Annotated in this window: 23 protein-coding genes; 13 read left to right on the top strand and 10 right to left on the bottom strand. The window is 61.8% G+C overall.

Annotated features, from left to right (window positions below):
* Positions 1-48: 48 nt before the first annotated feature.
* Positions 49-891 (bottom strand): mechanosensitive ion channel family protein, encoded by an 843-nt coding sequence (locus FBY02_RS05930; RefSeq protein ID WP_144924612.1) that lies wholly within the window; start codon positions 889-891, stop codon positions 49-51.
* An 86-nt stretch (positions 892-977) separates the two neighbouring features.
* Positions 978-1463 (bottom strand): YajQ family cyclic di-GMP-binding protein, encoded by a 486-nt coding sequence (locus tag FBY02_RS05925; RefSeq protein ID WP_144924609.1) that lies wholly within the window; start codon positions 1461-1463, stop codon positions 978-980.
* 143 nt (positions 1464-1606) lie between these two features.
* Between FBY02_RS05925 and FBY02_RS05920 the strand changes: the two genes are divergently transcribed.
* From FBY02_RS05920 to FBY02_RS05910, 3 genes are read left to right on the top strand one after another with little or no spacing between them, the layout of a single operon-like run.
* Positions 1607-2524 (top strand): putative 2-dehydropantoate 2-reductase, encoded by a 918-nt coding sequence (locus FBY02_RS05920; protein WP_144924606.1) that lies wholly within the window; start codon positions 1607-1609, stop codon positions 2522-2524.
* Between the two features lie 45 nt (positions 2525-2569).
* Positions 2570-4606, top strand: a complete 2037-nt coding sequence (locus tag FBY02_RS05915; RefSeq protein WP_144924603.1) for a HAMP domain-containing sensor histidine kinase — start codon at positions 2570-2572, stop codon at positions 4604-4606.
* Positions 4607-4608: 2 nt separating this feature from the next.
* Positions 4609-5190, top strand: coding sequence for a cob(I)yrinic acid a,c-diamide adenosyltransferase (locus FBY02_RS05910; protein ID WP_144924600.1), 582 nt, complete (start codon positions 4609-4611; stop codon positions 5188-5190).
* A gap of 135 nt (positions 5191-5325) precedes the next feature.
* Here the strand turns inward: FBY02_RS05910 and FBY02_RS05905 are convergent, their stop codons facing one another.
* The 4 genes from FBY02_RS05905 to secA all read right to left on the bottom strand — a co-directional run bounded on the left by FBY02_RS05905 (position 5326) and on the right by secA (position 10567).
* A complete protein-coding gene (locus FBY02_RS05905; RefSeq protein WP_144924597.1) occupies positions 5326-6270 on the bottom strand; it encodes a Nudix family hydrolase in 945 nt (314 codons plus the stop codon).
* Positions 6267-6455, bottom strand: coding sequence for a hypothetical protein (locus FBY02_RS05900; protein ID WP_144924594.1), 189 nt, complete (start codon positions 6453-6455; stop codon positions 6267-6269). The genes FBY02_RS05905 and FBY02_RS05900 overlap by 4 nt, the downstream gene beginning before the upstream one ends.
* A gap of 52 nt (positions 6456-6507) precedes the next feature.
* Positions 6508-7725: a bifunctional glutamate N-acetyltransferase/amino-acid acetyltransferase ArgJ gene (gene argJ, locus FBY02_RS05895; protein ID WP_053146943.1), complete on the bottom strand. Its 1218-nt coding sequence runs from the start codon at positions 7723-7725 to the stop codon at positions 6508-6510.
* A gap of 100 nt (positions 7726-7825) precedes the next feature.
* On the bottom strand, positions 7826-10567 hold the full coding sequence (gene secA, locus FBY02_RS05890; RefSeq protein ID WP_144924591.1) for a preprotein translocase subunit SecA: 2742 nt from the start codon (positions 10565-10567) through the stop codon (positions 7826-7828).
* Positions 10568-10864: 297 nt separating this feature from the next.
* Here secA and FBY02_RS05885 point away from each other — a divergent pair, with 297 nt between their 5' ends.
* Positions 10865-11320, top strand: a complete 456-nt coding sequence (locus FBY02_RS05885) for a DUF721 domain-containing protein (RefSeq protein ID WP_144924588.1) — start codon at positions 10865-10867, stop codon at positions 11318-11320.
* A gap of 113 nt (positions 11321-11433) precedes the next feature.
* Here the strand turns inward: FBY02_RS05885 and FBY02_RS05880 are convergent, their stop codons facing one another.
* Positions 11434-12915 (bottom strand): helicase HerA-like domain-containing protein, encoded by a 1482-nt coding sequence (locus FBY02_RS05880; protein WP_144924586.1) that lies wholly within the window; start codon positions 12913-12915, stop codon positions 11434-11436.
* 188 nt (positions 12916-13103) lie between these two features.
* On the opposite strand from FBY02_RS05880, the gene FBY02_RS05875 reads away from it, so the two are divergent.
* From FBY02_RS05875 to FBY02_RS05860, 4 genes are all read left to right on the top strand, one after another.
* Complete coding sequence (locus FBY02_RS05875) at positions 13104-14993, top strand: methyl-accepting chemotaxis protein (RefSeq protein ID WP_144924583.1); 1890 nt, start codon at positions 13104-13106, stop codon at positions 14991-14993.
* A 267-nt stretch (positions 14994-15260) separates the two neighbouring features.
* Positions 15261-16382 (top strand): glycosyltransferase family 1 protein, encoded by a 1122-nt coding sequence (locus FBY02_RS05870; protein ID WP_144924580.1) that lies wholly within the window; start codon positions 15261-15263, stop codon positions 16380-16382.
* A gap of 16 nt (positions 16383-16398) precedes the next feature.
* Positions 16399-17166 carry a DUF2334 domain-containing protein gene (locus FBY02_RS05865; RefSeq protein WP_371921394.1) on the top strand — a complete coding sequence of 256 codons (768 nt, stop codon included), beginning with the start codon at positions 16399-16401 and terminating at the stop codon, positions 17164-17166.
* Entirely contained in the window at positions 17163-18158 is a 996-nt protein-coding gene (locus FBY02_RS05860) for a lysylphosphatidylglycerol synthase transmembrane domain-containing protein (protein ID WP_144924575.1), read from the top strand. Before FBY02_RS05865 ends, FBY02_RS05860 begins: the two co-directional genes overlap by 4 nt.
* Before the next feature lie 13 nt (positions 18159-18171).
* Here FBY02_RS05860 and FBY02_RS28060 read toward each other — a convergent pair whose 3' ends face one another.
* Positions 18172-18336 carry a hypothetical protein gene (locus FBY02_RS28060; protein WP_178111825.1) on the bottom strand — a complete coding sequence of 55 codons (165 nt, stop codon included), beginning with the start codon at positions 18334-18336 and terminating at the stop codon, positions 18172-18174.
* Between the two features lie 109 nt (positions 18337-18445).
* Positions 18446-19294, bottom strand: a complete 849-nt coding sequence (gene purU / locus FBY02_RS05855) for a formyltetrahydrofolate deformylase (RefSeq protein ID WP_144924572.1) — start codon at positions 19292-19294, stop codon at positions 18446-18448.
* 294 nt (positions 19295-19588) lie between these two features.
* On the opposite strand from purU, the gene mvaT reads away from it, so the two are divergent.
* Complete coding sequence (mvaT, locus tag FBY02_RS05850) at positions 19589-19969, top strand: histone-like nucleoid-structuring protein MvaT (protein ID WP_144924569.1); 381 nt, start codon at positions 19589-19591, stop codon at positions 19967-19969.
* Between the two features lie 90 nt (positions 19970-20059).
* On the opposite strand, the gene sbcB is transcribed toward mvaT, so the two are convergent.
* Complete coding sequence (gene sbcB / locus FBY02_RS05845; protein ID WP_144924566.1) at positions 20060-21487, bottom strand: exodeoxyribonuclease I; 1428 nt, start codon at positions 21485-21487, stop codon at positions 20060-20062.
* 185 nt (positions 21488-21672) lie between these two features.
* On the opposite strand from sbcB, the gene FBY02_RS05840 reads away from it, so the two are divergent.
* The 4 genes from FBY02_RS05840 to FBY02_RS05825 are packed head-to-tail and all read left to right on the top strand — an operon-like array spanning position 21673 to position 26057.
* Complete coding sequence (locus tag FBY02_RS05840; RefSeq protein WP_144924563.1) at positions 21673-22398, top strand: RDD family protein; 726 nt, start codon at positions 21673-21675, stop codon at positions 22396-22398.
* Positions 22395-23369: a stage II sporulation protein M gene (locus FBY02_RS05835; protein ID WP_144924560.1), complete on the top strand. Its 975-nt coding sequence runs from the start codon at positions 22395-22397 to the stop codon at positions 23367-23369. Before FBY02_RS05840 ends, FBY02_RS05835 begins: the two co-directional genes overlap by 4 nt.
* Positions 23356-24894, top strand: coding sequence for a DUF4129 domain-containing protein (locus FBY02_RS05830; protein WP_144924557.1), 1539 nt, complete (start codon positions 23356-23358; stop codon positions 24892-24894). The genes FBY02_RS05835 and FBY02_RS05830 overlap by 14 nt, the downstream gene beginning before the upstream one ends.
* Positions 24891-26057, top strand: coding sequence for a DUF4350 domain-containing protein (locus FBY02_RS05825; protein WP_144924554.1), 1167 nt, complete (start codon positions 24891-24893; stop codon positions 26055-26057). The genes FBY02_RS05830 and FBY02_RS05825 overlap by 4 nt, the downstream gene beginning before the upstream one ends.
* The last annotated feature ends 21 nt before the right edge of the window (positions 26058-26078 follow it).

Genomic DNA, 26078 nt, shown 5'->3' with positions numbered 1-26078 from the left:
AGCTAGCTAAATATAACCTGACCCAATCGACAGGTTACATCTATGTTGTTATCTCGCCGCCTCTTCCTGCACCACACGAATCACCCGCTGCGGAAACGGAATATCAATCCCCGCATCCTTCAAGCGATCCCGCGCCTGTTCATTGAACATGAACATGACACTCCAGTAATCCGCAGTCTTGACCCACACCCGCAACGACACCGTGATCGAACTGTCGCCCAGGGTGGAAATCACCGCTTCAGGTGCCGGATCGGCCAATACGCGCTCATCCTTGGCCAGATTCAACAAGACCTCGCGCGCTTTTTGCAGGTCAGCCTGGTAATCCACCCCCACATCGAACACCACTTTGCGGGTCGGCTGACGATTGGTGTTGGTGATAATGCCGTTCGACAGGTTGCCGTTGGGCACGATCACCGTCTTGTTGTCACCGGTGCGCAACACGGTATGGAAAATCTGGATGCTGTCGACCGTGCCAGCGATGCCTTGGGCTTCGATCCAGTCGCCAATGCGGAACGGGCGAAACAGCAGGATCAGCACGCCGCCGGCGAAGTTTGCCAGGCTGCCCTGCAACGCCAGGCCAATTGCCAGGCTCGCCGCACCGATGGCAGCAACGAACGAGGTGGTTTCCACGCCGATCATCGACGCGACGCTGATCGCCAACAATATCTTCAGGATGATATTGGCCAGGGTACTGATAAACCCTTGCAATGCCAGGTCAGCGTTACGCAGGGCCAGCAGCGCACCCAGTTTTTGCGTGACCTTGTTGATCAACCACCAGCCGATGGCCAGGGTGATGACAGCCAGCAACACACGGCTGCCGTACTCCATGACCATTGGTATCGCGGCCTGGGAGGTCTCGATCAGGTGATCCACTTCTGCATTCAAGTCCATTCGACTCTCCTTTATTACCGTAAGCACGAATGTGGCGGGGAAGGCTGCTCCCCCACCACCCTATTCCTGAACAGCCTGGCGTCCTGTCAGTCGCGGAAGTTATTGAACTGTAGCGGCATACCGAATTCTTTGGCGCGCAGCGCTGCGATGGCCTCCTGCAAGTCGTCGCGCTTCTTGCCGGTAACCCGCACCTGCTCACCCTGGATGGCGGCCTGGACCTTGAGCTTGGCATCCTTGATGTGAGCGACAATCTTCTTTGCCAGCTCCTTGTCGATGCCTTCCTTGAGCACGGCTTCCTGTTTCATCACCTTGCCCGAGGCATAGGCATCCTTGATTTCAAGGCATTGCACGTCGATCTTGCGCTTGACCAGCGCCATCTTGAGGATCTCGATCATCGCCTCGAGCTGGAATTCGGCTTCGGCGGTCAGGTTGACGGTCAGGTCCTTTTCCTTGAATTCGAAGCTGCCTTTGCCCTTGAGGTCATAACGACGGTCGAGTTCCTTGACGGCGTTTTCAACGGCGTTGGTGACTTCGTGTTTGTCCAGTTCGGATACCACGTCGAATGACGGCATGTAGTGTTCTCCAAATAAAAAGGCGCGCCAGTAACAAAGGCGCGCGCTAGGCTTGTGGTTAAAATCGGGCTCATTATAACGGGTCTTTTCTTGCCGATACCGCGAGCCCCTCAGATGCCTGCGCCAAACCGAGTAAAAAACTGATGTCCACGACCTGGCATGTCCTGGGGGCCGGCAGTCTTGGCACGTTGTGGGCCACGCGCCTGGCGCGGGCCGGCCTGCCGGTGCGCCTGGTGTTGCGCAATGAAGCCCGGATGCAGGCGTATCGGGCAAGCGGTGGCCTGACACTGGTGGAACAGGGCCAAACGCAGCGCTACCCGGTGCCTGGGGAAACGGCGGACAGCCCCGAGCCCATCAAACGCCTGCTATTGGCCTGTAAAGCCTATGACGCAGAGGCGGCCGTGGCCTCGGTGGCCCATCGCCTGGACGCCGAGTCGGAACTGATCCTGTTGCAGAATGGCCTCGGCAGCCAGGACGCGGTGGCGAACCGCGTCCCCCAGGCCCGTTGTATCAGTGCCTCCAGCACCGAAGGCGCGTTCCGCGACGGCGACTGGCGCGTGGTGTTCGCCGGTCACGGCTACACGTGGCTTGGTGACCCCGCCCACCCCGTGGCGCCGTTCTGGTTGGACGACCTGAGCGCCGCCGGAATCCCCCACGCATGGAGCGCGGACATCCTCACCCGGCTCTGGCGAAAACTGGCCCTCAACTGTGCGATCAACCCGCTGACTGTGCTGTATCACTGCAAGAATGGTGGCTTGCAGGAACATCGCTGCGAAGTGGCAACCCTGTGCGCGGAACTGACTGATCTGCTCGAACGCTGCGGCCAGCCCGCGGCGGCCGAGGACTTGCAGCCGGAAGTCGAACGGGTGATCCAGGCCACGGCGGCCAATTACTCCTCGATGCACCAGGATGTCGCCAACCGGCGCCGCACTGAAATCAGCTATCTGCTCGGCCACGCCTGCAAGGCCGCCCGGCGGCACGAGCTGGCGATACCGCATCTGGAACAGCTGCGCCAGCGCCTGATCGCTCACTTGGACAACCTCGGATTGCCCAGCGACTGAGCAGCGGCTACGCTGGCCTGGTGTTCCTTTTCAGCGACGAATCTGATGCCATTGCGCCAGCGCCTTGAAAACCTGCCGGTCGGCCAGAAACTGTTGGCCGCCCTGCTGGTGTTATTGACCACTGTCCTGCTGGTCGCCAACCTGACCTTTATCAGCGCCGCCTATTACATTTCCCAGGAAAGCATGGCCCCCCAGGCCCTGCAAACCATCGGCCGACTGATCGCCAATCCGAGCCTGATCTCCGATGCCCTGCAATCGCCACAAGGCGCCAAGCGCCTGCTTGACGAACTCAACAGCTACGCCCCGCTGCGGGCGGCGGCGCTGTATGACGGCGAGGGCGAACGCCTGGCGCAACTGCAACAGGGTGAGAAGCTCAGGCTGCCGGATCATTTCCGCAATGTGCAAGCCTGGCAGGCCGGTGAATTCCGCAGCAACCAGGTCATCACCCTGCCCCGCCCCGGTACCGCGCCGGGCCACCTGCTGCTGGTCGCCAGCAGTGAACTGCCCACGGCGTTCTACACCGGCACCCTGACCGCCAGCCTCGGCATCCTGATTTTCAGCGTGCTGCTGTGGCTGGTCATCGCCCAGCAGATCAAACGCCTGATCACCCAGCCGATTCATCAGTTGGAAGAGCTGTCGCGCCAGGTCACCCGGGAAGAAAACTATTCCCTGCGCGCCGCCCGTGGCAACCACGACGAAATCGGCAGCCTGGCCGAAGCCTTCAATACCATGCTGTCGCGGATCGAGGCCCGGGAGCAGCAGCTCAAGCGCGCCCGGGACGACTCCCAGGCGGCCTACGACCAGGCCCAGGGCCTGGCGGAAGAAACCCGGCATACCAACCGCAAGCTGGAACTCGAAGTCCAGGTGCGCAGCAAGATCGAGAAAAAGCTCACCGGCTTTCAGAACTACCTCAACAGCATTATCGACTCCATGCCGTCGGCCCTGATCGCTCTCGACGAACAGCTTTATGTCACCCAATGGAACCAGGAGGCCAGCGCCCTTTCCGGCACCCGGCTGGACGAAGCATTGAACCAGCCGATCTTCCTCGCCTTCGAACCCCTCAAGCCGTACCTGCCGCAGCTCAAGCAAACGGTCGAGCAGCACACGGTGGCGAAGATCGAACGCGTCACCTGGACCAAGGACGATGAAGCCCGGCACTACGCCCTGACCTTCTATCCGCTGATGGGTGGTGCCGGACGCGGGGTGGTGATCCGCATCGACGACATTACCCAGCGCCTGTCGCTGGAAGAAATGATGGTGCAATCGGAAAAAATGCTCTCGGTCGGCGGCCTCGCGGCGGGCATGGCCCATGAGATCAACAACCCACTGGGGGCCATCCTGCACAACGTGCAGAACATCCGCCGGCGCCTGTCACCGGAACTGCCCAAGAATCTCGAACAGGCCGAGCAACTGGGCATCGAACTGCAGGTGGTCAATCAATACCTCCAGGGCCGGGACATCCCGCAGTTGCTCGATGGCATCCAGCAGGCCGGCGCCCGCGCGGCGAAAATCGTCACCCACATGCTCAGTTTCAGCCGCCGCAGCACGCGACAAATGGCCCCTTGCGACCTGCCGGCCCTGATCGACCAGGCGGTGGAAATCGCCGGCAACGACTTCGACCTGGCGATCGGCTTCGACTTCAAGGGCCAGGCAATCATCCGTCAGTTCGACCCGAACCTGGGCCCGGTACCCGGCACCGCCAACGAATTGGAGCAGGTGCTGCTCAACCTGTTGAAAAACGCCGCCCAGGCCATCCACCAACGCCAGGACGACAGCGAACCCGGGCGCATTACCCTGCGCACGCGGCTGAACCCGCCCTGGGCGGAAATCCAGGTCGAGGACAACGGCATCGGCATGAGCGAGAACGTGCGCAAACGCACCTTCGAGCCCTTCTTCACCACCAAGGAAATCGGCCAGGGCACGGGCCTGGGGCTGTCGGTGTCGTATTTCATCATCACCAATAACCACAAGGGCCAGATGGAAGTGCAGTCGGCGCCGGGCCAGGGCACCTGCTTCACCTTGCGCCTGCCCCTGGCGGGCATTTCGATGATGCCCCAAGAACAAAAGCAACTGGAGCGCTGAGCATGGGCTTTCGCCTGTCGAAGATTTACACCCGCACCGGCGACAAGGGTGAAACCGGGTTGGGCGATGGTCGTCGCGTGGCGAAGGACCACCCACGGGTCGAGGCCATCGGCGAAGTGGATAGCTTGAACAGCCAACTGGGGTTGCTGCTGGCCGCGCTCATCGACGAGGCGAGCCGATACCCGGCGCTAAGGGAGATCATCGAAGTGTTGGCACCCTGTCAGCATCGGTTGTTCGACCTGGGTGGCGAACTGGCAATGCCGGCCTATCAGGCATTGACCACGGCGGAAGTCGAGCGACTGGAAGCGGCCATCGATCTGTGGAACGAAGAGCTGGGGCCACTGGAAAACTTCATCCTGCCCGGCGGCTCGACCCTGGTGGCCCAGGCCCACGTCTGCCGCAGCCTGGCCCGCAGTGCCGAGCGACGTTGCCAGCAATTGAACGCCGTGGAGCCGCTGGCGGGACCGGGGTTGGCCTATATCAATCGAATGTCGGATCTGTTGTTCGTGGCGGCGCGGGCGATTGCCCGGCGCCAGGGTGTGGCGGAGGTGCTTTGGGTGGCAGCGGCCAAGCCTGGGGAGTGATCACAGATATCATTGCCTGTCAGGCCGTCTTCGCGAGCAAGCCCGCTCCCACAGTTGAAGCGCGTTCCTCCTGAAGAACTCGGTCAACTGTGGGAGCGGGCTTGCTCGCGAAGGCGCCGGCAGCCACACCACAAATCAGGCATCAGGCCAGAACGCCCGAATCCCCGCCACACCCTGCGCGCCGGCCTCCCAGGCCTTCTGCCGCTCGGCAGGCCCCACTCCGCCCAGCAGATATACCGGACGGTTGAAGCCCTCGATCAGCCGGGCAGCCTCGGCCCAACCCAATGGCTGGGCCTCGGGATGGGTCTGGGTCGGTTGCACGGGCGAGAGCGTCACGAAGTCCACGTCCATCTGCTGCGCCAGGGAGAGTTCCTCGGCGTTATGACAGGAAGCGGCCAGCCAACGGTCCTTGCCGAATGGACGGCCGGCCGCCGCATGCTTGCGCAGTTGCGCGACGGTAACGTGCCAACCGGCGGAAGGGAAGTCCCCCAGCCATTCGAAAGGCCCCTTGAGCATCAACTGGGCCTTGCCGGCACACAATCCCGCCGCATCCACCGCCAAATCACGGTATTGCGGATCGTAGCCATTGGGCGCCCGCAGCTGGACCAGCTTGATCCCACCGGCGATAGCCTTCTGCATTCCCCGCAACAGGGCCGGTGTTTCAAGGCCTTCCGGGGTGATCAGGTATTCGCCGGGCAAGCGAGCCGCCGCCACGATCGGCTGGTTGGCTGCCGGAAACTCATGGTTGGTCAGGTCGCGAGCCGTGACCCAGGCCAGCGGTTGCCCTTCGGCACCATGGGGTTCGCCGGAGAACGCCGAGACTTCCCAGACATCCAGCAAAACCTGTTTATCCGGGTAATCGTGACGCACCTTGATCAATGGCCGGGCAGCGTCGACCACAATTCCCAGCTCCTCATGAAGTTCCCGGGCCAGGGCCGTCTCGACGGATTCGTCGGCCTCGACCTTGCCACCGGGAAATTCCCACAGGCCACCCTGGTGCTGGGTGTCGGCCCGTCGGGCGATCAGGATCTTGCCGGCAGCGTCACGAATGACCGCCGCCGCTACGTGTACTCGTTTCACCGCGCGATGTCCTCCAGGCCGGCCGTTTGCCACGCCTTGAGCGCCGCCAGCCATTGATAAAGGGTTTCGACTTGGGCCACATTCACCTCGGGCAGTTTCAGCTCAACAGTGTGCAGCCGCCTCGCCGCCTTCGCGAGCAAGCCCGCTCCCACACTGAATTGATGCGTGACATAAAAAGTGTTCACACCTCAAATCTCCTGTAGGAGCGGGCTTGCTCGCGAATGGGACGACTCTGTCTTAAGTCCGATACTCAGCGTTGATCTTGACGTACTCGTGGGACAAGTCAGTGGTCCAGATCGTCTCGCTGCAATCACCGCGCCCCAGCTCGATGCGGATGGTGATTTCTTCCTGTTGCATCACCGCCGCCCCCTGGGCCTCGGTGTAGGTCGCGGCGCGGGCGCCCTGGCTGGCGATGCAGACTTCGCCGAGGAACACGTCGATCTTGCTCACGTCCAGGTCCGGCACGCCGGCACGGCCGACCGCCGCGAGGATCCGCCCCCAGTTCGGGTCAGAGGCGAAGAGCGCGGTCTTGATCAGCGGCGAATGCGCCACGGTGTAGCCGACATCCAGGCATTCCTGATGATTGCCACCACCGTTGACTTGCACAGTCACAAACTTGGTTGCACCCTCGCCGTCACGGACGATGGCCTGGGCCACTTCCATGCACACTTCGAACACCGCCTGCTTCAGGGCCGCGAACAGCGGGCCGCTGGCTTCGGTGATTTCCGGCAGGTTGGCCTTGCCGGTGGCGATCAGCATGCAGCAGTCGTTGGTCGATGTATCGCCGTCGATGGTAATGCGGTTGAACGACTTGTTCGCGCCGTCGAGCATCAGGTCCTGCAGCACCTGGCGGGAGACTTTGGCGTCAGTCGCGATGTAGCCGAGCATGGTCGCCATGTTCGGGCGGATCATGCCGGCGCCCTTGCTGATGCCGGTGACGGTGACGGTGACGCCGTCGTGCTGGAATTGACGGCTCGCGCCCTTGGGCAAGGTGTCGGTGGTCATGATGCCGGTGGCGGCGGCGGCCCAGTTGTTTTCCGACAGGTCATCGAGGGCGGCCTGCAGCGCACCTTCGATCTTCTCGACCGGCAGCGGCTCACCGATCACACCCGTGGAGTACGGTAGCACCTGAGCGGCGTCAACGCCGGTCAGCTCGGCCAGCTTGGCGCAGGTGCGCTCGGCGGCGGCCAGCCCTGGCGCACCGGTGCCTGCATTGGCATTGCCGGTGTTGGTCAGCAGGTAGCGCACCGGCCCCTGGACACGTTGCTTGGCCAGGATGACCGGGGCGGCACAAAAGGCGTTGAGGGTGAATACGCCGGCAACCGTCGAGCCTTCGGCGCAACGCATGACCACCACATCCTTGCGCCCGGGGCGCTTGATGCCCGCCGAGGCGATACCGAGTTCAAAACCGGCAACCGGGTGCAACGTTGGCAACGGACCAAGACCAACAGCCATGAATGCGCTCCTCAATAAATGTATGTCTGAATCAAATGGCAAAACGCCGCGACAGAGGTTGCCTGTCGCGGCGCGGGTCGTTCAGCGTTTGAGACGGGCGTTACTGGATCTGCCCGTGGCAATGCTTGTATTTCTTGCCCGAACCGCAGTAGCACAACTCGTTACGGCCCAGCTTCTGCTCGTTGCGCACCGGCGCGGTCGCCAGGGCGACATCCACATCGACCCCCTCTTCCTGAGCCTGGGTCACTTCCAGGCCTGGGGCTTCGGCGTGTTCGAACTGCATGCGCGCGGCCAGGGCCTCGGCTTCCTGACGCAGTCGGGCTTCCTCTTCGGCCGGGTCTTCGCGGCGGACCTGAACGTGGGACAGCACACGGATCGAGTCGCGCTTGATCGAATCCAGCAGCTCGGAGAACAAGGTGAAGGATTCACGCTTGTATTCCTGCTTCGGGTTCTTCTGGGCGTAACCGCGCAAATGGATACCGTGGCGCAGGTGATCCATGGTCGACAGGTGGTCTTTCCACAGGTCGTCCAGTACCCGCAGCACAATCTGCTTCTCGAAGGAGCGCAGCGCTTCGGCGCCAGCCTGGTCTTCCTTCTCGTTGTACGCGGCGATCAGTTCGGCCAGCAGCTTTTCGCGCAGGGTTTCTTCGTACAGGTGGTCGTCTTCGTCGAGCCACTGCTGGATCGGCAACGACACGCCGAAGTCGCTGCGCAAGGCAGCTTCCAGGCCGGCAATGTCCCACTGCTCCGGCAGCGACTGCGGTGGAATGTGGGCGCTGACGGTTGCGTCGAGCACTTCCTGGCGGAAGTCGGCGATGGTGTCGCCGATGTTGTCGGCGGCCAACAAACTGTTACGCATGTGATAGATCACTTTACGCTGTTCGTTGTTGACGTCGTCGAACTCGAGCAATTGCTTGCGGATATCGAAGTTGCGTCCTTCGACCTTGCGCTGGGCCTTTTCGATGGCGTTCGTCACCATCCGGTGTTCGATCGCTTCGCCAGGCTGCATGCCCAGAGCCTTCATGAAGTTCTTCACCCGGTCAGAGGCGAAGATACGCATCAGGCTGTCTTCCAGGGACAGGTAGAAGCGGCTGGAACCGGCGTCACCCTGGCGACCGGCACGGCCACGCAACTGGTTGTCGATACGGCGCGATTCATGGCGCTCGGAAGCGATCACCTGCAAACCACCGGACTCGAGCACCTGCTGGTGACGCTTCTGCCAGTCGGCCTTGATCTGCGCGATCTGCTCGGGGGTCGGGTTTTCCAGGGAGGCGACTTCCACTTCCCAGTTGCCGCCCAGCAGGATGTCGGTACCACGACCAGCCATGTTGGTGGCGATGGTCAACGCACCCGGGCGACCGGCCTGGGCGATGATCTCGGCTTCCTTCTCGTGGAACTTGGCGTTGAGGACCTTGTGCTCGATGCCTTCCTTGTTGAGCAATGCGGACATGTGCTCGGAGGTTTCGATGGTGGCGGTACCCACCAGGATCGGACGACCCTGGGCCATGCCGTCCTTGATGTCGTTGATGATCGCCGCGTACTTCTCTTCGGCGGTCAGGAACACCAGGTCGTTGTAGTCTTTACGCGCCAGCGGCTTGTTCGTCGGGATCACCACTACTTGCAGGCCGTAGATCTGGTGGAACTCGAACGCTTCGGTGTCGGCGGTACCGGTCATGCCGGACAGCTTGTTGTACAGGCGGAAGTAGTTCTGGAAGGTGGTCGAGGCCAGTGTCTGGCTCTCGGCCTGGATATTCAGGCCTTCCTTGGCTTCGATGGCCTGGTGCAGGCCTTCGGACAGGCGACGGCCCGGCATGGTACGACCGGTGTGTTCGTCGACCAGCACCACCTGGCCGTCCTGCACGATGTATTCGACGTTGCGATGGAACAGCTTGTGGGCACGCAGGCCGGCATAGACGTGGGTCAGCAGGCCCAGGTTATGGGCCGAATACAGGCTTTCGCCTTCGGCCAGCAGGCCGACGCGGGTCAGCACTTCCTCGATGTACTGGTGGCCGGCTTCGTTGAGTTCGACCTGACGGGTCTTCTCGTCAACGGTGAAGTGCCCGGCCTGGGTCACTTCGCCTTCCACTTCCTCGACGTGCAGCTTGAGCTGCGGGATCAACTTGTTGATCTCCATGTACAGCTTGGAGCTGTCCTCGGCCTGACCGGAAATGATCAGCGGGGTACGGGCTTCGTCGATGAGGATGGAGTCGACTTCGTCGATGACCGCGAAATTGAGTTCGCGCTGGAATTTTTCTTCCAGGCTGAACGCCATGTTGTCGCGCAGGTAATCGAAACCGAATTCGTTGTTGGTGCCGTAGGTGATGTCGGCAGCGTAGGCGGCACGCTTCTCTTCCGGCGGTTGGAACGGCGTGACCACGCCGACGGTCAGCCCGAGGAATTCGTACAGCGGGCGCATCCAGTTGGCGTCGCGGCGAGCCAGGTAGTCGTTGACCGTCACCACATGCACGCCCTTGCCGGACAATGCGTTGAGGTAGACGCCCAGGGTCGCCACCAGGGTTTTACCCTCACCGGTGCGCATTTCGGCGATCTTGCCTTCGTGCAGGGTCATGCCGCCGATCAACTGGACGTCGAAGTGGCGCATGCCCATGACCCGCTTGCCGGCTTCGCGGGCAACCGCAAAGGCTTCGGGCAGGAGCTGGTCGAGGGTTTCCCCCTTGGCGATGCGGTCCTTGAATTCGGCAGTCTTGGCGCGTAACTGATCGTCCGAAAGGGCCACCATTTGCTCTTCGAAGGCATTGACGATCTGTACCGTCTTGAGCATGCGTTTGACTTCACGCTCGTTCTTGCTTCCAAAGAGTTTCTTTAACAAAGGCGCAAACATATCGGCAGGATCTTCCACACTAAAGGGATGGAGGGCGGCCCCATGAGTCGCCCGTGCAGCCCTCATGGCCGCATGCGAACGAGCATTCTACCCGGAAACGATGGTGAGGAAAGTGGCGTTATCCACGATGCTGGCACAGCGCTGTGACGGGGCCCTCCTAAAATAAGGGCTTTTACGCGAAGTTCAACCCACAAAACGCATAACTTCCTACTGTTTGTGTGAGTAAACAGCCATTGCCCGAAGCGTACCTGGCACTTTCTGCTACCATGGCGCCTCTGTCACTCGCGGTATACGTTCATGGCCTTCCGCCCCCTCCCAGCCAAGGCTCCCGCCGTTCTGTTGCGCGAAGCCAAACCGCTGAAAGCCATCTTCGGCCACGCCAGGCGCCTGGGCCATCTGCAACGCCTGCTGGACAGCCAGCTGCAGCCCGCCGCCCGCGAACACTGCCACGTGGCCTCCTGGCGCGAAGGCAGTTTGCTGTTGATCGTCACGGACGGCCACTGGGCCACGCGCCTGCGCTACCAGCAAAAACGCCTGCTGCGTCAGCTACAGGCATTCGAGGAGTTTGCCAGCCTCACGCGGATTCTCTTCAAGGTGCAGCCCCCCACCGTACAGGTCGGGGCCAAGGGGCACACCCTGGACCTGTCCACCGACGCCGCCGAAACCATCCAGGCCACCGCGGACGGCATCAGCGACCCGAGCCTGCGGGCAGCGCTGGAGCGGTTGGCGGCCCATGCCAGGGCCAAGCCCTGAGTTCTCCGTCGGCAGGCTGGCCGCCATCGCGAGCAGGCTCGCTCCCCCGTTGAACCACTTGCGATCCCCTGTGGGAGCGAGCCTGCTCGCAATGAAGACACCTCGGTTCTCAGCTACCGCCGCTTACTCCCCCCCAGCAACGACCCCATCAATCCTCTCACTAACTGTCGTCCCAGTTGATTGGCCGCCTGGCGCATCGCCGATTTCAATGCCTGGCCTGCCGCCGTGCCAAGAAACTCCCCGGCCTTTTCGGTAAAGCTCGGCTCCTCGGCCGCCGGTTTGCCTGGCGCCACTTCGGGCTCCAGGCCCTTGCGGCCCATCAGCACTTCATAGGCCGATTCGCGGTCAATGGGTTTATCGTAACGGCCCTGCAATGGCGAACGGGCGATCAATCCGGCTCGCTCGGCCTCGGTCAACGGCCCGATTCGCGACTGCGGCGGCGCCACCAACACCCGCCGGACCATCTCCGGCGTACCTTTTTCCTGCAGGGTGCCCACCAGGGCCTCGCCGATGCCCAGCTCGGTAAGCACCGCCAGGGCATCGAACTGCGGGTTTGGCCGGAAACCGTCCGCCACTGCCCGCAGGGATTTTTGTTCCTTGGCGGTAAAGGCCCGCAAGCCATGCTGGATGCGTAATCCCAACTGCGCCAGGACATCGTCCGGCAGGTCACCTGGGGATTGCGTAACGAAGTACACCCCGACGCCTTTGGAGCGGATCAGGCGCACCACTTGCTCCAACCGCTCCTGCAACGCCTTCGGCGTGCCGGCGAACAGCAGATGTGCCTCGTCGAAAAACAGCGCCAGCAGCGGTTTATCCGCATCGCCGCGCTCGGGCAATTGCTCGAACAACTCGGCCAGTAGCCACAACAGGAACGTCGCGTAGACCTTGGGCGCCTCGTGGACCAGGCGACTGGCGTCCAGCAAATGAATGCGGCCGCGGCCGTCGCCGTCCGGATGCAGGATGTCTTCGAGCTGCAAGGCCGGCTCGCCAAACAACGCGTCGGCCCCCTGTTGTTCCAGTGTGGACAAGCGCCGCAACAGCGCCTGGCTGGAGCCGGTGGTCATCAGCGCCGCATCGTCCCCCAACAGTGCCGGGTTGTCCTTGAGGTGATTGAGCAGCGCCTTCAGGTCCTTGAGGTCCAGCAACAACAGGCCTTCACGATCCGCCACTTTGAACGCGGCGTACAACGCAGCCTGCTGGCTGTCGGTCAACTCCAGCAGGCTGCCGAGCAACAACGGCCCCATCTCGCTCAGGGTGGTGCGCAGTGGGTGACCGGACTGGCCGTGAACGTCCCACAGGGTCACTGGGTAGGCCCGGGGCCTGTGCTCGAGCCAGGGCATGCTGGCAATGCGCTCGGCGACTTTGCCCTGGGGGTTGCCGGCGGCGCCGAGTCCGCACAGGTCGCCTTTGATGTCTGCCGCGAATACGGCCACGCCGGCATCGCTGAAGGCTTCGGCCAGGCGTTGCAGGGTGACGGTCTTGCCGGTGCCGGTGGCGCCTGCCACCAGGCCATGACGGTTCGCCAGGCGCATGGCCTGGCCAATGGGCTGGCCGGTAAGGTCGGCCCCGATAACGAGTTGCAGTGAGTCAGGCATGTGGTCACCTGTGATTAATTTCTGGCCAAGTTGGCCGATATAAGAAGCGACAGACCTCAGTGAAAAACACGGTCGGATAATTCCCCAGGGAGAGAAGGAAATATCAGAGCTTTCAACACGGCGCCTTTTTTCGAACTTTTCATATAAAAGCACGCCCAGAGCTATAAGACTCCGCGGAACCCCGAGCCATGAACAAAAACCTGCGCTTCAGCCATAAAATCCTGATTGCCGCCGCACTGATCGTCATAGCGGCCTTCGCTTCATTTACCGCCTACAACGATTACCTGCAACGCAACGCCATCCGTGACGACCTCGACAGCTACCTGCATGAAATGAGTGACGTCACGGCCAGTAACATCCAGACCTGGCTGAGCGGCCGTATCCTGCTGATCGAAAACCTGGCCCAGAATATCGCCGTCACGCCAGACCAGGCCGGCGTCACCCGCCTGCTGGAACAGAAAGCGCTGACTTCCACCTTCATGGCGTCCTACCTGGGCGATGCCAAGGGCAGCTTTATCATACGCCCCGATGCGAAGATGCCCGACGGTTTCGATCCACGGGTGCGCCCCTGGTACAAAGGTGCCGAAAGCAGCGCCACGGCTACCCTGACCGAGCCCTACATCGATGCCGCCAGCGGCGGACTGATCATCTCCATCGCCAGCGCCTCCAGGAACAACGGACAAAGTGTCGGCGTGGTAGGTGGCGACCTGAGCCTGCAAACCATCATCGACAACCTCAAGACCGTGGATTTCGATGGCATGGGCTACGCCTACCTGGTCAGCGCCGACGGCAAGATCCTGGTACATCCCGATAAAGCCCTGGTCATGAAGACGCTGACCGATGCCTATCCGCAAAACACACCGAAGATCAGCGACCAGATCAACGAAGTCGAGGTCGACGGCCATACGCGCATCGTCACCTTCACGCCGATCAAGGGCCTGCCCTCGGTGAACTGGTACGTCGGTGTGTCGGTCGACAAGGATCAGGCCTACTCGATGCTCAGCAATTTCCGAACCTCGGCGGTGATTGCCACTGTCATTGCCGTGGTTTTCATTATCGCGCTGCTGAGCATGCTGATCCGCCTCCTGATCCAACCATTGCATGTCATGACCCGGGCCATGGAGGACATCGCCGACGGCGAGGGCGACCTGACCAAACGTCTGACGATCCAGAACCAGGACGAATTCGGCATCCTGGGCACCGCGTTCAATCGCTTCGTGGAGCGCATCCACAGGTCGATTCGCGAAGTGTCTTGCGCCACCGAACACGTCAACGAAGTCGCCTTACGCGTGGTGAGCGCCTCGAATTCGTCGATGGTCAACTCCGACGAACAGTCCAGCCGGACCAACAGCGTCGCCGCCGCCATCAACCAATTGGGCGCCGCCGCCCAGGAAATCGCCCGCAACGCCGCCCAGGCCTCCCATCAGGCCAGCGATGCCCGCGGCCTGGCGGAAGACGGCCAGCAAGTGGTGGACCGCAGCATTGCCGCGATGAACCGGCTGTCCGACCTGCTGAGCACCTCAAGCAGCAACATCGAATCGCTCAATAGCAAGACCGTGAACATCGGCCAGATTCTGGAAGTGATCACCAGCATTTCCCAACAGACCAACCTGCTGGCCCTCAACGCGGCGATCGAAGCCGCCCGGGCAGGTGAGGCCGGACGCGGTTTTGCCGTGGTGGCCGATGAGGTGCGCAACCTGGCCCATCGCACCCAGGAGTCGGCGCAACAGGTGCAGACCATGATCGAGGAATTGCAGGTCGGCGCGCGGGCGTCGGTCACGACCATGAATGACAGCCAGCGCCACAGTCAGGAGAGCGTGGAGATCGCCAACCAGGCTGGCGAACGCCTGAACAGCGTGACCTTGCGCATCAGTGAAATCGACGGCATGAACCAGTCGGTGGCCACGGCCACCGAGGAGCAGACGGCCGTAGTGGAATCGATCAACGTGGACATCACCGAGATCAACACCCTGAACCAGGAAGGTGTGGAAAACCTGCAATCCACCTTGCGCGCGTGCTCCGATCTTGAGCGGCAGGCGGCGCGGCTCAAACAGTTGGTAGGCAGTTTCCGTATCTAGCGCACCCAAGGGCCCTTTCGCGAGCAAAGCCCGCACCACATTGGATTTCCGGTGAGGCACACAGGCTACGACCGGCCCCAACCCCCTGTGGGAGCGGGCTTGCTCGCGAAAGCGGTGGGTCGGCTGAAGTGATGCTGGATGAAAAGCCGCCATCGCGAGCCCGCTCGCGATGGGCCCTCCAGACCATCCATTGCTTCGCTGCCACCACAACCCAACCGAACATCTATTCTTCATAAAGGTCAACACAGGAGAACACAGACCGGAGGGATGTTCATCGTGCATATAGCGGACATAACCATGTTCTACGCCCCCGCCAGCGGAGGCGTGCGCACTTATCTGGATGCCAAGCACCGTCGCCTGGGGGATCGGCCCGGCATCCGCCACAGTCTGCTGATTCCCGGCGCGCATTTGAGCGAGCAGGATGGGATCTATAAGGTGCCCGCCCCTGCGCTGCCCTTCGGCAAGGGCTACCGCTTCCCGTTGCGCCTGGCGCCCTGGCGCAATGCCCTGCGCGACCTGCAACCAGACCTGATCGAAGTCGGCGACCCCTACCTCACCGCCTGGGCCGCACTGGACGCCCGACGCCAGCTGGACGTGCCGGTCATCGGGTTCTATCACTCCGACCTGCCCCTGCTGGTGAGCAATCGCATGGGCAATTGGTTCACCCCTAACATCGAAGCCTATGTCAGCAAGTTGTACGGCAATTTCGACCGGGTCCTGGCTCCCAGCCAGGTCATGGCCGACAAGCTGGCCGGGTTGGGTGTGCGTAATGTCCATGTGCAGCCATTGGGCGTGGACCTCCAGACCTTCAACCCCGGCGCCCGCGACCCGGAACTGCGGGCCGAGCTGGGCATTGCCGAAGACACACGTCTGCTGATCTTCGCCGGACGCGGTTCCAAGGAAAAGAACCTGCCGGTGCTGCTCAAATGCATGAAACGCCTGGGCGAGCGCTACCACCTGCTGCTGGTGGGCTCGTCAATGCCTGCCATCGTGCCGGACAACGTCACCGTGATTGATGCGTTCCGTCCGGCGCCGCAAGTTGCCCGGCTGATGGCCAGCGCCGACGCCCTGCTGCATGCCGGCGATCAGGAAACCTTCGGCCTGGTGATCCTCGAAGCCATGGCCAGCGGCATTCCAGTGGTGGCGGTCGCGGCTGGGGCATTCACCGAAATAGTCCACGAAGACTGCGGCCTGTTGTGCGCGCCGAATAATCCACAGGCCATGGCCAATGCCGTGCGGCAGCTCTTCGCCGAAGGTTGCCAGCGCCGCGGCTTGCTGGCGCGTCGCCATGTCGAGCGTCATTACGCCTGGGATTCAGTGGTCAACAGCCTGCTCGGGCACTATTACGCGGTGCTCGGCGAACAGCTGCCGTTACAGGCCAATGGTTGAGATGAGGTCCGTGCCGATGAATCGCTCACCCAGTGTATTACTGGTCTTGCATGATGTGGCACCGCAAACCTGGCCCGACTACCAGCCCTTCGTCGAAGCCGTCGACGCTCTCGGTCATGTACCGATGACCTGGCTGGTGGTGCCGGATTTCCATCACACCAATGCGCTGGACGATCATCCGGGCTTCCGGCGCCTGCTCGACAGCCGGGTCGAGCGCGGCGACGAATTGGTGCTGCACGGCTACTACCATTGCGACGACGGCCCACCGGCCCGCCACCCCAAGGACTGGTTCATGCGCCGGGTCTACACCCATGAGGGCGAGTTTTACAACCTGTCCGAGGAAGCCGCCCTCGCTCGCTTGCGCGCCGGGATCGAAACCTTTGAGCGTTATCAATGGCCACTGGAAGGCTTCGTTGCCCCGGCCTGGTTGATGAGCGAAGGCACGCGTCAGGCCTTGCGCCAGTTACCGTTGAGCTACACCAGCGATACCCGGCATCTGTACCGCTTGCCTGATTTCACCCCCATCGACGCCCCAGGGCTGGTCTGGAGCGCCCGCAGTGCCTGGCGCCGTGGTTTGTCGAAAGTGCTCAGCGACCAGCGCGAACAGCGTTGGCGCCAGGCGCCGGTGATTCGCCTGGGCCTGCACCCGGTCGATATGCGCCATCGGTTTTCCCGGGACTATTGGTTGCGAATCCTTGAGCGCCTGCTCGACGACGGTCGCATACCGATGACCAAGGCCGGGTGGCTGGCCACCCAAGGCCTGCGACTCGACCGCGCCGCATGAAACGGCTGATCTGGCTGGCTGCGGCGCTGCTCACGGCGTTGTTGGTGCCCCTGCTGGTGGGCGGCGGAGAAATGTGGTCACGGGTGCAGCGCTTTCCCTTGTCATTGCTGTTGAGCATGCTGGGCATGATCGGGCTGTGCTGGGCGCTGAACGCTGTGCGCCTGCGCCTGCTGCTGGGTGAACAACGTGGGTGCATCGGCGGGCTGAAAAGCATCGGCGTAGTGATGTCCACCGAATTCGCCATGTGCGCAACGCCCGGCGGCAGCGGCGGGCCGTTGACGCTGATGGCCCTGCTGGGCCGCAACGGCGTGCGCCCGGCCCACGCCAGCGCGGTGTTCGCCATGGATCAGTTGAGCGACCTGCTGTTCTTCCTCTGCGCGCTGGTGGGCATCTTGCTGTATGCACTGTCCCAGAATCTCAGCCAGCGCATGGAATGGATGCTGGCGCTGAGCGCGTTTTCGCTGTTCGGCGGGCTGATCGGCTGTGCGTTGGTGGCGCGCTACCATCGCTGGCTGATCCTGCTGGGCGCCAGGCTGCTGCGACATTTGCGCGTCAAAGCCACTACCCGCCGCCGCTGGGGGCGCAAGATCCTGAATTTCCTGGCGGCGTTCACCACGACGCTGAAACTGCCCAGGCAGACGCTCTTCCAGGTATTCGGCCTGACCTGCCTGCATTGGGCCTTGCGGTATAGCGTGCTCTACCTGGCGCTGAAGGGGTTGGGGGCGGATCTGCAATGGGCCTGGAGTTTCCTGGTCCAGATGCTGTCCCTCAGCGCAGGGCAATTCAGCCTGTTGCCCGGCGGCGCCGGGGCCGCGGAGGTGACCTCGGCCGCACTGCTGGCGCCGATGGTGGGCAAGTCCACCGCGGCGGCGGCGATCCTGATCTGGCGGGCGGTAACCTACTACTTTTACCTGGTGGCTGGCGGGCCAGTGTTCTTTCTGATGGTGGGGCGTCCGTTGATCAAGAAGCTGATGAAGCTCAGAGAAGCCTGAAGCGGTCGATGGCCTACTCGGCATCGTCCTGGGGATGGGTTTGTTGCCAGAGTTCGGCGGCGTCGGGAAACTCCGTGCCGTCCTCCGGCCCCAGCTCTTCGGGATCGTAGCGGCTCAGGCAACCCTCACCGAGGGTGGCCGGGGCCTTGGAGGTGGCTTTGTCCAGTGGATCGGTCATGGCGTGCCTCATGAAGAGCCTCTGTCAGCCAAATAATAGACAGCACAGAACTTTGTGGCGGGGATAAATCCCCTCGCCACAAGAGTTCCTGGTTGACCGGGTTCCGAAATCAGAACACTACAGTCTTGTTGCCGTGCACCAGCACCCGGTCTTCAAGGTGATAACGCAAGCCCCGCGCCAGCACCATCTTCTCCACGTCGCGCCCGAAGCGCACCATGTCCTCGATGCTGTCGCTATGGCTGACGCGCACCACGTCCTGCTCGATGATCGGGCCGGCGTCCAGCTCTTCGGTCACGTAGTGGCAAGTGGCGCCAATCAGCTTCACGCCGCGCATCGAAGCCTGGTGGTAAGGCTTGGCGCCGACGAACGACGGCAGGAAGCTGTGGTGGATGTTGATGACCTTATGCGCGTATTCGCTGCACAGGTCCGGTGGCAGGATTTGCATGTAACGGGCCAGTACCACCACCTCGGCGTCGTGGTGCTTGACCAGTCGCGAGACTTCAGCGAACGCCGGCTGCTTGTCCTGCGGGTTGACCGGTACGTGGTAGTACGGGATGCCGTGCCACTCCACCATGCTACGCAGGTCGTCATGGTTGGAAATCACGCAGGCGATGTCGCAGTCGAGCTCGTCGCTGTGCCAGCGGTGCAACAGGTCTGCCAGACAGTGGGATTCACGGCTGGCCATCAGCACCACGCGTTTTTTCTGCGCGGTGTCGGTGATGCGCCAGTCCATCGAGAACTCTTCGGCGATCGGCGCGAACGCCTCGCGGAAAGCTTCGATGCCAAAGGGCAGCGAGTCGGCACGAATCTCATGACGCATGAAAAACCAGCCGCTCTGATTGTCCGAGTGATGGCTTGCCTCAGTGATCCAGCCGTTATGGGACGCCAGAAAGTTACTGACTTTAGCAACGATACCGACGCGGTCCGGGCAAGCAATCACCAGCCGAAAAGTGCGCATTAGAGAACTCCAGAACTTCGCAAAGGCGGCCATTCTAGCCATTGCGCAGCAAAACTGCAGTATTGAGTGACAGGCCGAGCCCTTCGGGCAGCGAGCGGGTTGGCTCCGGGGCAAGCGCTTATATTGTGTATGGATGTGAAAACCGGTGAGGGTATTTAACTGCGAGGCCCTTTTTTGTGGCCTGGCACTAAGTAATTAAATAAAAGCCTGCTTAAATGTTTACTTGATGAAACTGTCTGATTACTATTGCCACACTGTCTCCTTGTCCGCAGCGCCCTACATAAGGTAGTCCCCATGTCCTTGATCACTGAATACAACGCTACAAAACAAGCCATCGAAGAACTGACACAACGTCTGGCCGACCTGTCCAAAGACGATAAATTGCAAAAAGAATTGGAATTCGAAGGCAAACTGCGCACTCTGATGGGCGAATACTCCAAGTCCCTGCGCGACATCATTGCTCTCTTGGATCCAGAAGCCAAGTCGGCTAAAGCACCTCGTGGTGGCGCCGTGAAAACTACCGGCACCAAGCGTGCTCGCAAAGTTAAGCAATACAAAAACCCGCACAACGGCGAAGTCATCGAAACCAAAGGTGGCAACCACAAGACTCTGAAAGAGTGGAAAGCCAAGTGGGGCGGCGACGTGGTTGAAGGCTGGGCAACCCTGCTGGGCTAAGCCTCGTCGGGTTTCAGCGTTCGCTACGCACACAAAACGCCAGCCATTGCTGGCGTTTTTCATGCCTGTGATTTTTCACTTCATCGCCGTTCAAAGGCTTAAACGTTTGCGCAGTTGCTGGCTATAACCTTGCCACTCCACAAGCACCTCTCGCTGCAATGGCGTGGAAAGCGCCAGCCACTCTCCCATCGCCTCATCAAAACTTTCCAGGGTATTGGGCGCGCCCCACTGTGGTGATGACAGGCGTTGCTGACAGAACAGCCGCCAGCGCCCCTGCTCTTCGGCATTCAACGTATCTGGAAAGTTACGCGCGCGATATCGAAACAATAATTCCGGCAAACGTTCATCATCAAAAGGCCAGCGTTCTTGTGCCAAATGCGCCGGATCCGCCATGCGCACTTGTTCACATAAACGGCGATCGCGATCCCCGAGGAAGCCTGTGTATAACTGTTGCTCAGGGTCCTCGCTGACGGAGAAATCCTCGCGACCATAAATAGCCTGAAGTTTATCCTGCCAAACTTGCTGGGCATCACTTAGCTGCAATGCCCGCTGCTGCAACCCATCCATGTCCAGTTGCAGTCGTTGCCGGTCCTCGGTGCGCAGCACCGACAGCGGCGCGACCACCGGACATTTGTTGATATGAATGAGTTTGAGAGGCACTGGCAACTCTCCCTCAAGCAGCTCGTCCCGACGGGTATATAAACGTTGCCGCAAGATGTCCGCATCGTGGTCCAACAACCCTTGGGGATCCAGGTGCAGATCGCAAACAATCAAGGCATTGCGGTTCTTCGGATGCCAGGCCAGCGGTAAAACCACGCCGATGTAGTTTCGTGCGGCCGAGAAACGTCCGGAAACATGCACCATCGGCTGCAACAGGCGGATCTGGTCCATCACCTTCTGCTTGCTGCGCAACTGGAACAGCCAGTCGTAGAGCCGTGGCTGCTTCTGACGGATCAGACGAGCCAGGGCAATCGTTGCGCGCACGTCCGACAACGCGTCGTGAGCCTGGCCATGGTCGATGCCATTGGCGGCAGTCAGGCGCTCGAGCTTGAGGGTGACCCGGCCGTCCTCTTGCGGCCAGGCAATGCCATCAGGGCGCAGCGCGTAGGCCGTGCGCACCAGATCGATCAAGTCCCAACGGCTGTTGCCACCCTGCCATTCCCGAGCATACGGGTCGAAAAAATTCCGATAGAGGCTGTAGCGAGTCATTTCATCGTCGAAACGCAAGGTGTTGTAGCCGGCGCCACAGGTACCGGGCGCCGCCAGTTGCTGGTGGACACGGGTCATGAAATCGGCTTCGCTCAAACCTTTTTCGGCCAGGCACGTCGGGGTGATACCGGTAATCGCACAAGCCGCCGGATGAGGCAGGATGTCATCGCTCGGTCGACAATACAGGTTCACCGGCTCATCGATTTCATTGAGTTCGAAATCGGTACGGATGCCCGCCACCTGCAAGGGTCGGTCGCAACGCGGATCGATGCCGGTGGTTTCGTAGTCGTACCAGAAGATGGAGGTCACGGGCTGTTCCTGAACAAAAGACTGGCGAAGTCTAGGGGGTCCCACCCGGCTTCGGCCAGAGGTCCGGGTATTGAATCACGTCACGATCCATAAAATGACATACACCGTTGTATCGTTTGCCTGCACGAAGGCTGCTAGCATCTGCCCGGATCAATGTTCGAACCGGCCCATCACTCAGGTTGCCCATGCTCGAGACACCAGCACTGCAAAGGACCGCGACGCTGCCCCCGCCACTGGACACGCGGTATCAGGTCGAGACACCCGAAGGCATCGACCTGCCACTGCGCCCAGCCGGGTTGATGCCCCGCGCACTGGCGTTTGCCATCGACCTGGGAATACGGGGGCTGATGCTGGGTTTTCTGTTCGGCATCCTCGCATTTTTCGGTGACCTGGGTATCGGGCTGGGTTCCATCCTGCTGTTCGTGGTCAGTTGGTGGTACATGGTGCTGTTCGAGGTGTTGCACCAAGGGCGCTCTCCCGGCAAGCAAATGATGGGGTTGCGGGTGGTGCAGGACGACGGCCGCCCCATCGGCTGGTCCGCCTCGCTGATCCGCAACCTGCTGCGTTTCGTCGATATGCTGCCCTTGGGCTATACCTTCGGGGCGATCAGTTGCCTGCAGCACCCGGCGTTCAAGCGCCTGGGCGACCTGGCGGCCGGCACACTGGTGGTGTATCGCGAGCAACCGGTCAAGCGCCCCGCCCTGCCATCGGCGCTGCCGGTACGCCCGCCCTTTGCCCTGAGCCTGAACGAGCAACGCGCGGTGCTCGGTTTCGCCGAGCGTCAGGCCGAACTGTCCGAAGCCAGGGTCAACGAACTGGCGACCATCCTGGCGGCTCCCCTGAACGTTGCGCCACCGCGAGCCGTGGCCGAGCTCAATGGCATCGCCCGCGGCCTGCTGGGGCCGACATGAAGCAAAGCCTGTTCGAGAGCCGTCACCAAGGCGAGTGGGACCAGCTGTCCCGACAGCTCGATCAACTGGAGCGCAGCCGCAATGTGCCCCAGAGCAGCGATTTTCCCCAGGCCTATCGCCAGCTCTGCCAGCATCTGGCATTGGCCCAGGCGCGGGGCTACAGCAGCCTGCTGGTGGATGCATTGCAACAACTGGCGCTGCGCGGTCACCAGCAGCTCTATCGTGACCGCAGCCGGCCGTCGGCCAGCCTTTCGACATTCATCCTGTTCGGTTTTCCCCGCCTGGTCCGTGAACAATGGCGCTTCGTGCTGGCCGCTGGTCTGATGTTCCTCGGCAGCCTGGCCGGCATCGGGTTGCTGGTCTATCTGTTTCCGGATCTGGTCTACAGCGTGATGGATGCCGAAGAGATCAGCCAGATCCGCAGCATGTACGACCCGGCTGCCGGCCACCTGGGGCGTTCGATCGAGCGGGCAGCCAGCGAAGACTGGGCCATGTTCGGCTACTACATCATGCATAACATCGGCATCGCTTTTCAGACGTTTGCCAGCGGCATGATGTTTGGCCTGGGCAGTGCCTTCTTCCTTTTCTTCAATGGCCTGACCATTGGAGCGATTGCCGGACACCTGACCCAGATCGGTTCCGGAGGCACCTTCTGGTCGTTTGTGATCGGGCATGGCGCCTTCGAACTCACCGCCATCACCCTGGCCGGCGCCGCAGGCCTGCAGTTGGGCTGGGCACTGATCGCGCCAGGACGCCTCACCCGGGGCGAAGCCCTGCGGCTCGCCGCGGGTAAAAGCGTGTCGATGATCGGCGGGGTCATGCTGTTCCTGCTCCTCGCCGCGTTGATCGAAGCGTATTGGTCCTCCAGCACCGTAACACCCACCGTTAAATACACCGTCGGCGCCTTGCTGTGGCTGCTGGTGATCAGTTACCTGCTGTTTGCCGGACGGCTACGCCATGCGCCTGAGTGATGCCACCGTTGCCATCCGTCCCCGCACCCCCTGGGAAGCCATGGACCTGGGCGTGCTGATGAGCCAGCAACACCGACGGCTGCTGATGACCAGTTGGGCCATTGTCACACTGCCGATCTATGCGCTGCTGTGCCTGTTGCTATGGGACTCGCCGTCCCTGGTCGTGCTGATGTTCTGGTGGTTGAAACCGGCCTTCGACCGTTTGCCGCTGTACATTCTGTCCAAGGCGCTATTCGGCGAAACACCGACCCTGAAGCAGGCCTTGCGCCAGTGGCCGGCAGTGCTCAAGCCGCAATTGCTCGCCAGCCTGACCTGGCGGCGACTGAGCCTGAGCCGCAGTTTTCTGATGCCGGTGGTGCAACTAGAAGGGCTCGCCGGGAACGCGCGAGCGCTGCGCCTGCAAGTGTTGCTGCAACGCAATGGCCGCGCGGCGCGATGGCTGACCGTGATCGGCGTGCACCTGGAGATCGTCTTGTGGTTCGGCCTGATGGCCCTGTTCTATATGTTCATACCGCAACAGGTCGAGCTGGAATGGGATTGGCAGAAGCTGGTCGCAGCGACCGAGCACGATTGGTTGTGGTTCGAGCACCTGGTGAACGTCCTGTATCCTTTGCTGCTGATCGTCTGGGAGCCGGTGTATGTCGCCTGTGGTTTCAGCCTCTACCTGAACCGGCGCACGATCCTCGAGGCCTGGGACATTGAACTGGTGTTCCGGCGACTGCGCCAGCGCCTGAGCAGCGCAGCCCCTGTGCTGATGCTGCTGACGCTGCTCCTGCTGCCGCCACAGCCCCCGGCCTGGGCCGACGAAGACAGCAACGCCCCCGACAGCCCGCGCCTGCTCAACCAGCCCCTGACCAGCGAAGCTTCCAGGGACAGTATCAAGGCAATCCTCGAAGCCCCGCCGTTCAAGAACCCGGAAACGGTCACCCGTTACCGTTTCGGCGAAGACACCGCCGAATCCACCGAGGCCAAGGAAACCCCGGACTGGTTCAAGGCGTTGTTCCAATGGTTGGGCCGCCAGCGCTACGAAGCTGCTGCCGCGCTGATCCAGGTCGTGCTCTGGGCCACACTGGCGGGAGCGATTGCCTGGCTGATCTGGCGCTATCGTGAACATTTCCAGGCCCTGGGTCAGCGCCGGCCGATAAAACGGCCAGTGGTGGAGCGACCGGCACCGCCCCGGATGTTCGGCCTGGATATTCGCGAAGAGAGCCTGCCCGACGACGTGGCGGCCCGCGTCGAGCAGCTATGGAGCAGCGATCCTCGTGACGCCCTAGGGCTGCTGTACCGGGCCTTGCTCAGCCGGTTGCACCACCAGTTCGGCGTTGCCTTGAAGCCGGCCGATACCGAAGGCCAGGTGCTGCAGCGGGTCGAACAGCTCCAGCAGGAAAACCTGCTGGCGTTCAGCAAGCACCTGACCCTGCACTGGCAGAACATTGCCTACGGGCATCGCGCACCGCCCCCGGATCTGCAGCAGGAATTGTGCGACGGCTGGCGCGGTTTGTTCGATACGGGAATATCCCGATGAACCGCCGCGCAGGATGGCTGCTCACGGTACTGATTGTCGTCGCGCTGGTGGGGGCGCTGGCCATGTACCTCTACCGGAGCGCGGTGCCCTATCAGGAAACCGTCGATTACGGCCCGTCCCCCGAGGCCCAGGCCAATCCCTATCTGGCAGCCGAGCATTTCCTGCGCAAGCAGGGCGTGGAGGTCGAGCACGCCAACAACCTGGACGTCCTGCCTACGCTGGAACCCCATCAGCGCACCCTGTTGCTGCTGGGCGAGCGGACGAACATGACGCCACGGCAGGTCGACCAGTTGATGAACTGGACCCGCGCCGGTGGCCGCCTGCTGTTCGTGGCCGAAGCCTTGTGGGATGACAGTACCGGCAGCAGCGGCGACCTGCTGCTCGACCGCGTGCAACTGCACCAGGTCTTGAGCAAGGACCTCAAGGAGCCGCCCCCCGAGCTGATCAAGGATCCCTACCCCGAGCTGACCAAGTTGTACCTCGAAGACGAAGAGGCACCCGCCTATGTCGCCTTCGACACCGACTTTCACCTCGAAGACCCGAAGAACCTTGCCCAGGCCTGGGCCAACAGCGCGCTGTCGACCCACATGATGCAGTTGAACCACGGCCAGGGCTCGATCACCGTGATCACCGACGCCGAGCTGTGGAAGAACGACCAGATCGAACAGTACGACAACGCCTGGCTGCTCTGGTACCTGAGCGCCGATAGCACCGTCACGTTGCTGTTCAATATCGACCACGACAGCCTGCTGACCCTGCTGTTGCGTTACTTTCCCCAGGCACTGGTGGCGCTGACAGCCTTGGTCGCCCTTTGGCTCTGGCGCTCGGCGATACGCCACGGCCCGCTGCAACAACCGGCGTCCAAAGCCCGGCGCCAGCTGGAAGAACATGTACAGGCCAGCGCCGGATTCCATCTGCGACACAACGGCCGGCAGCATCTGCTGCAGACCTTGCAACAGGACGTGCTGCGCCGGGCGCGGCGTCGTCATCCCGGCTTCGAACAATTGGCCGTCGCCGAACAATGGCAAGTGCTCGCACGGCTCAGCCGCCAATCCACGCGGGCCATCAGCCAGGCCTTGAGCCCCCGGCCGAAACAGCGCATGTCCAGTGCCGAGTTCTGCCGCCAGGTCGCCCATCTGCAAACCCTCAGGAATGCCTTATGAATCGCTTGAAGGTGTTGGATC

Source organism: Pseudomonas sp. SJZ078 (assembly GCF_007828255.1).
In the GTDB taxonomy this organism is placed as follows: Bacteria; Pseudomonadota; Gammaproteobacteria; order Pseudomonadales; family Pseudomonadaceae; genus Aquipseudomonas.
Note: the sequence above shows the minus strand (reverse complement) of the source record. Positions and strands in the feature narration are given on the sequence as shown.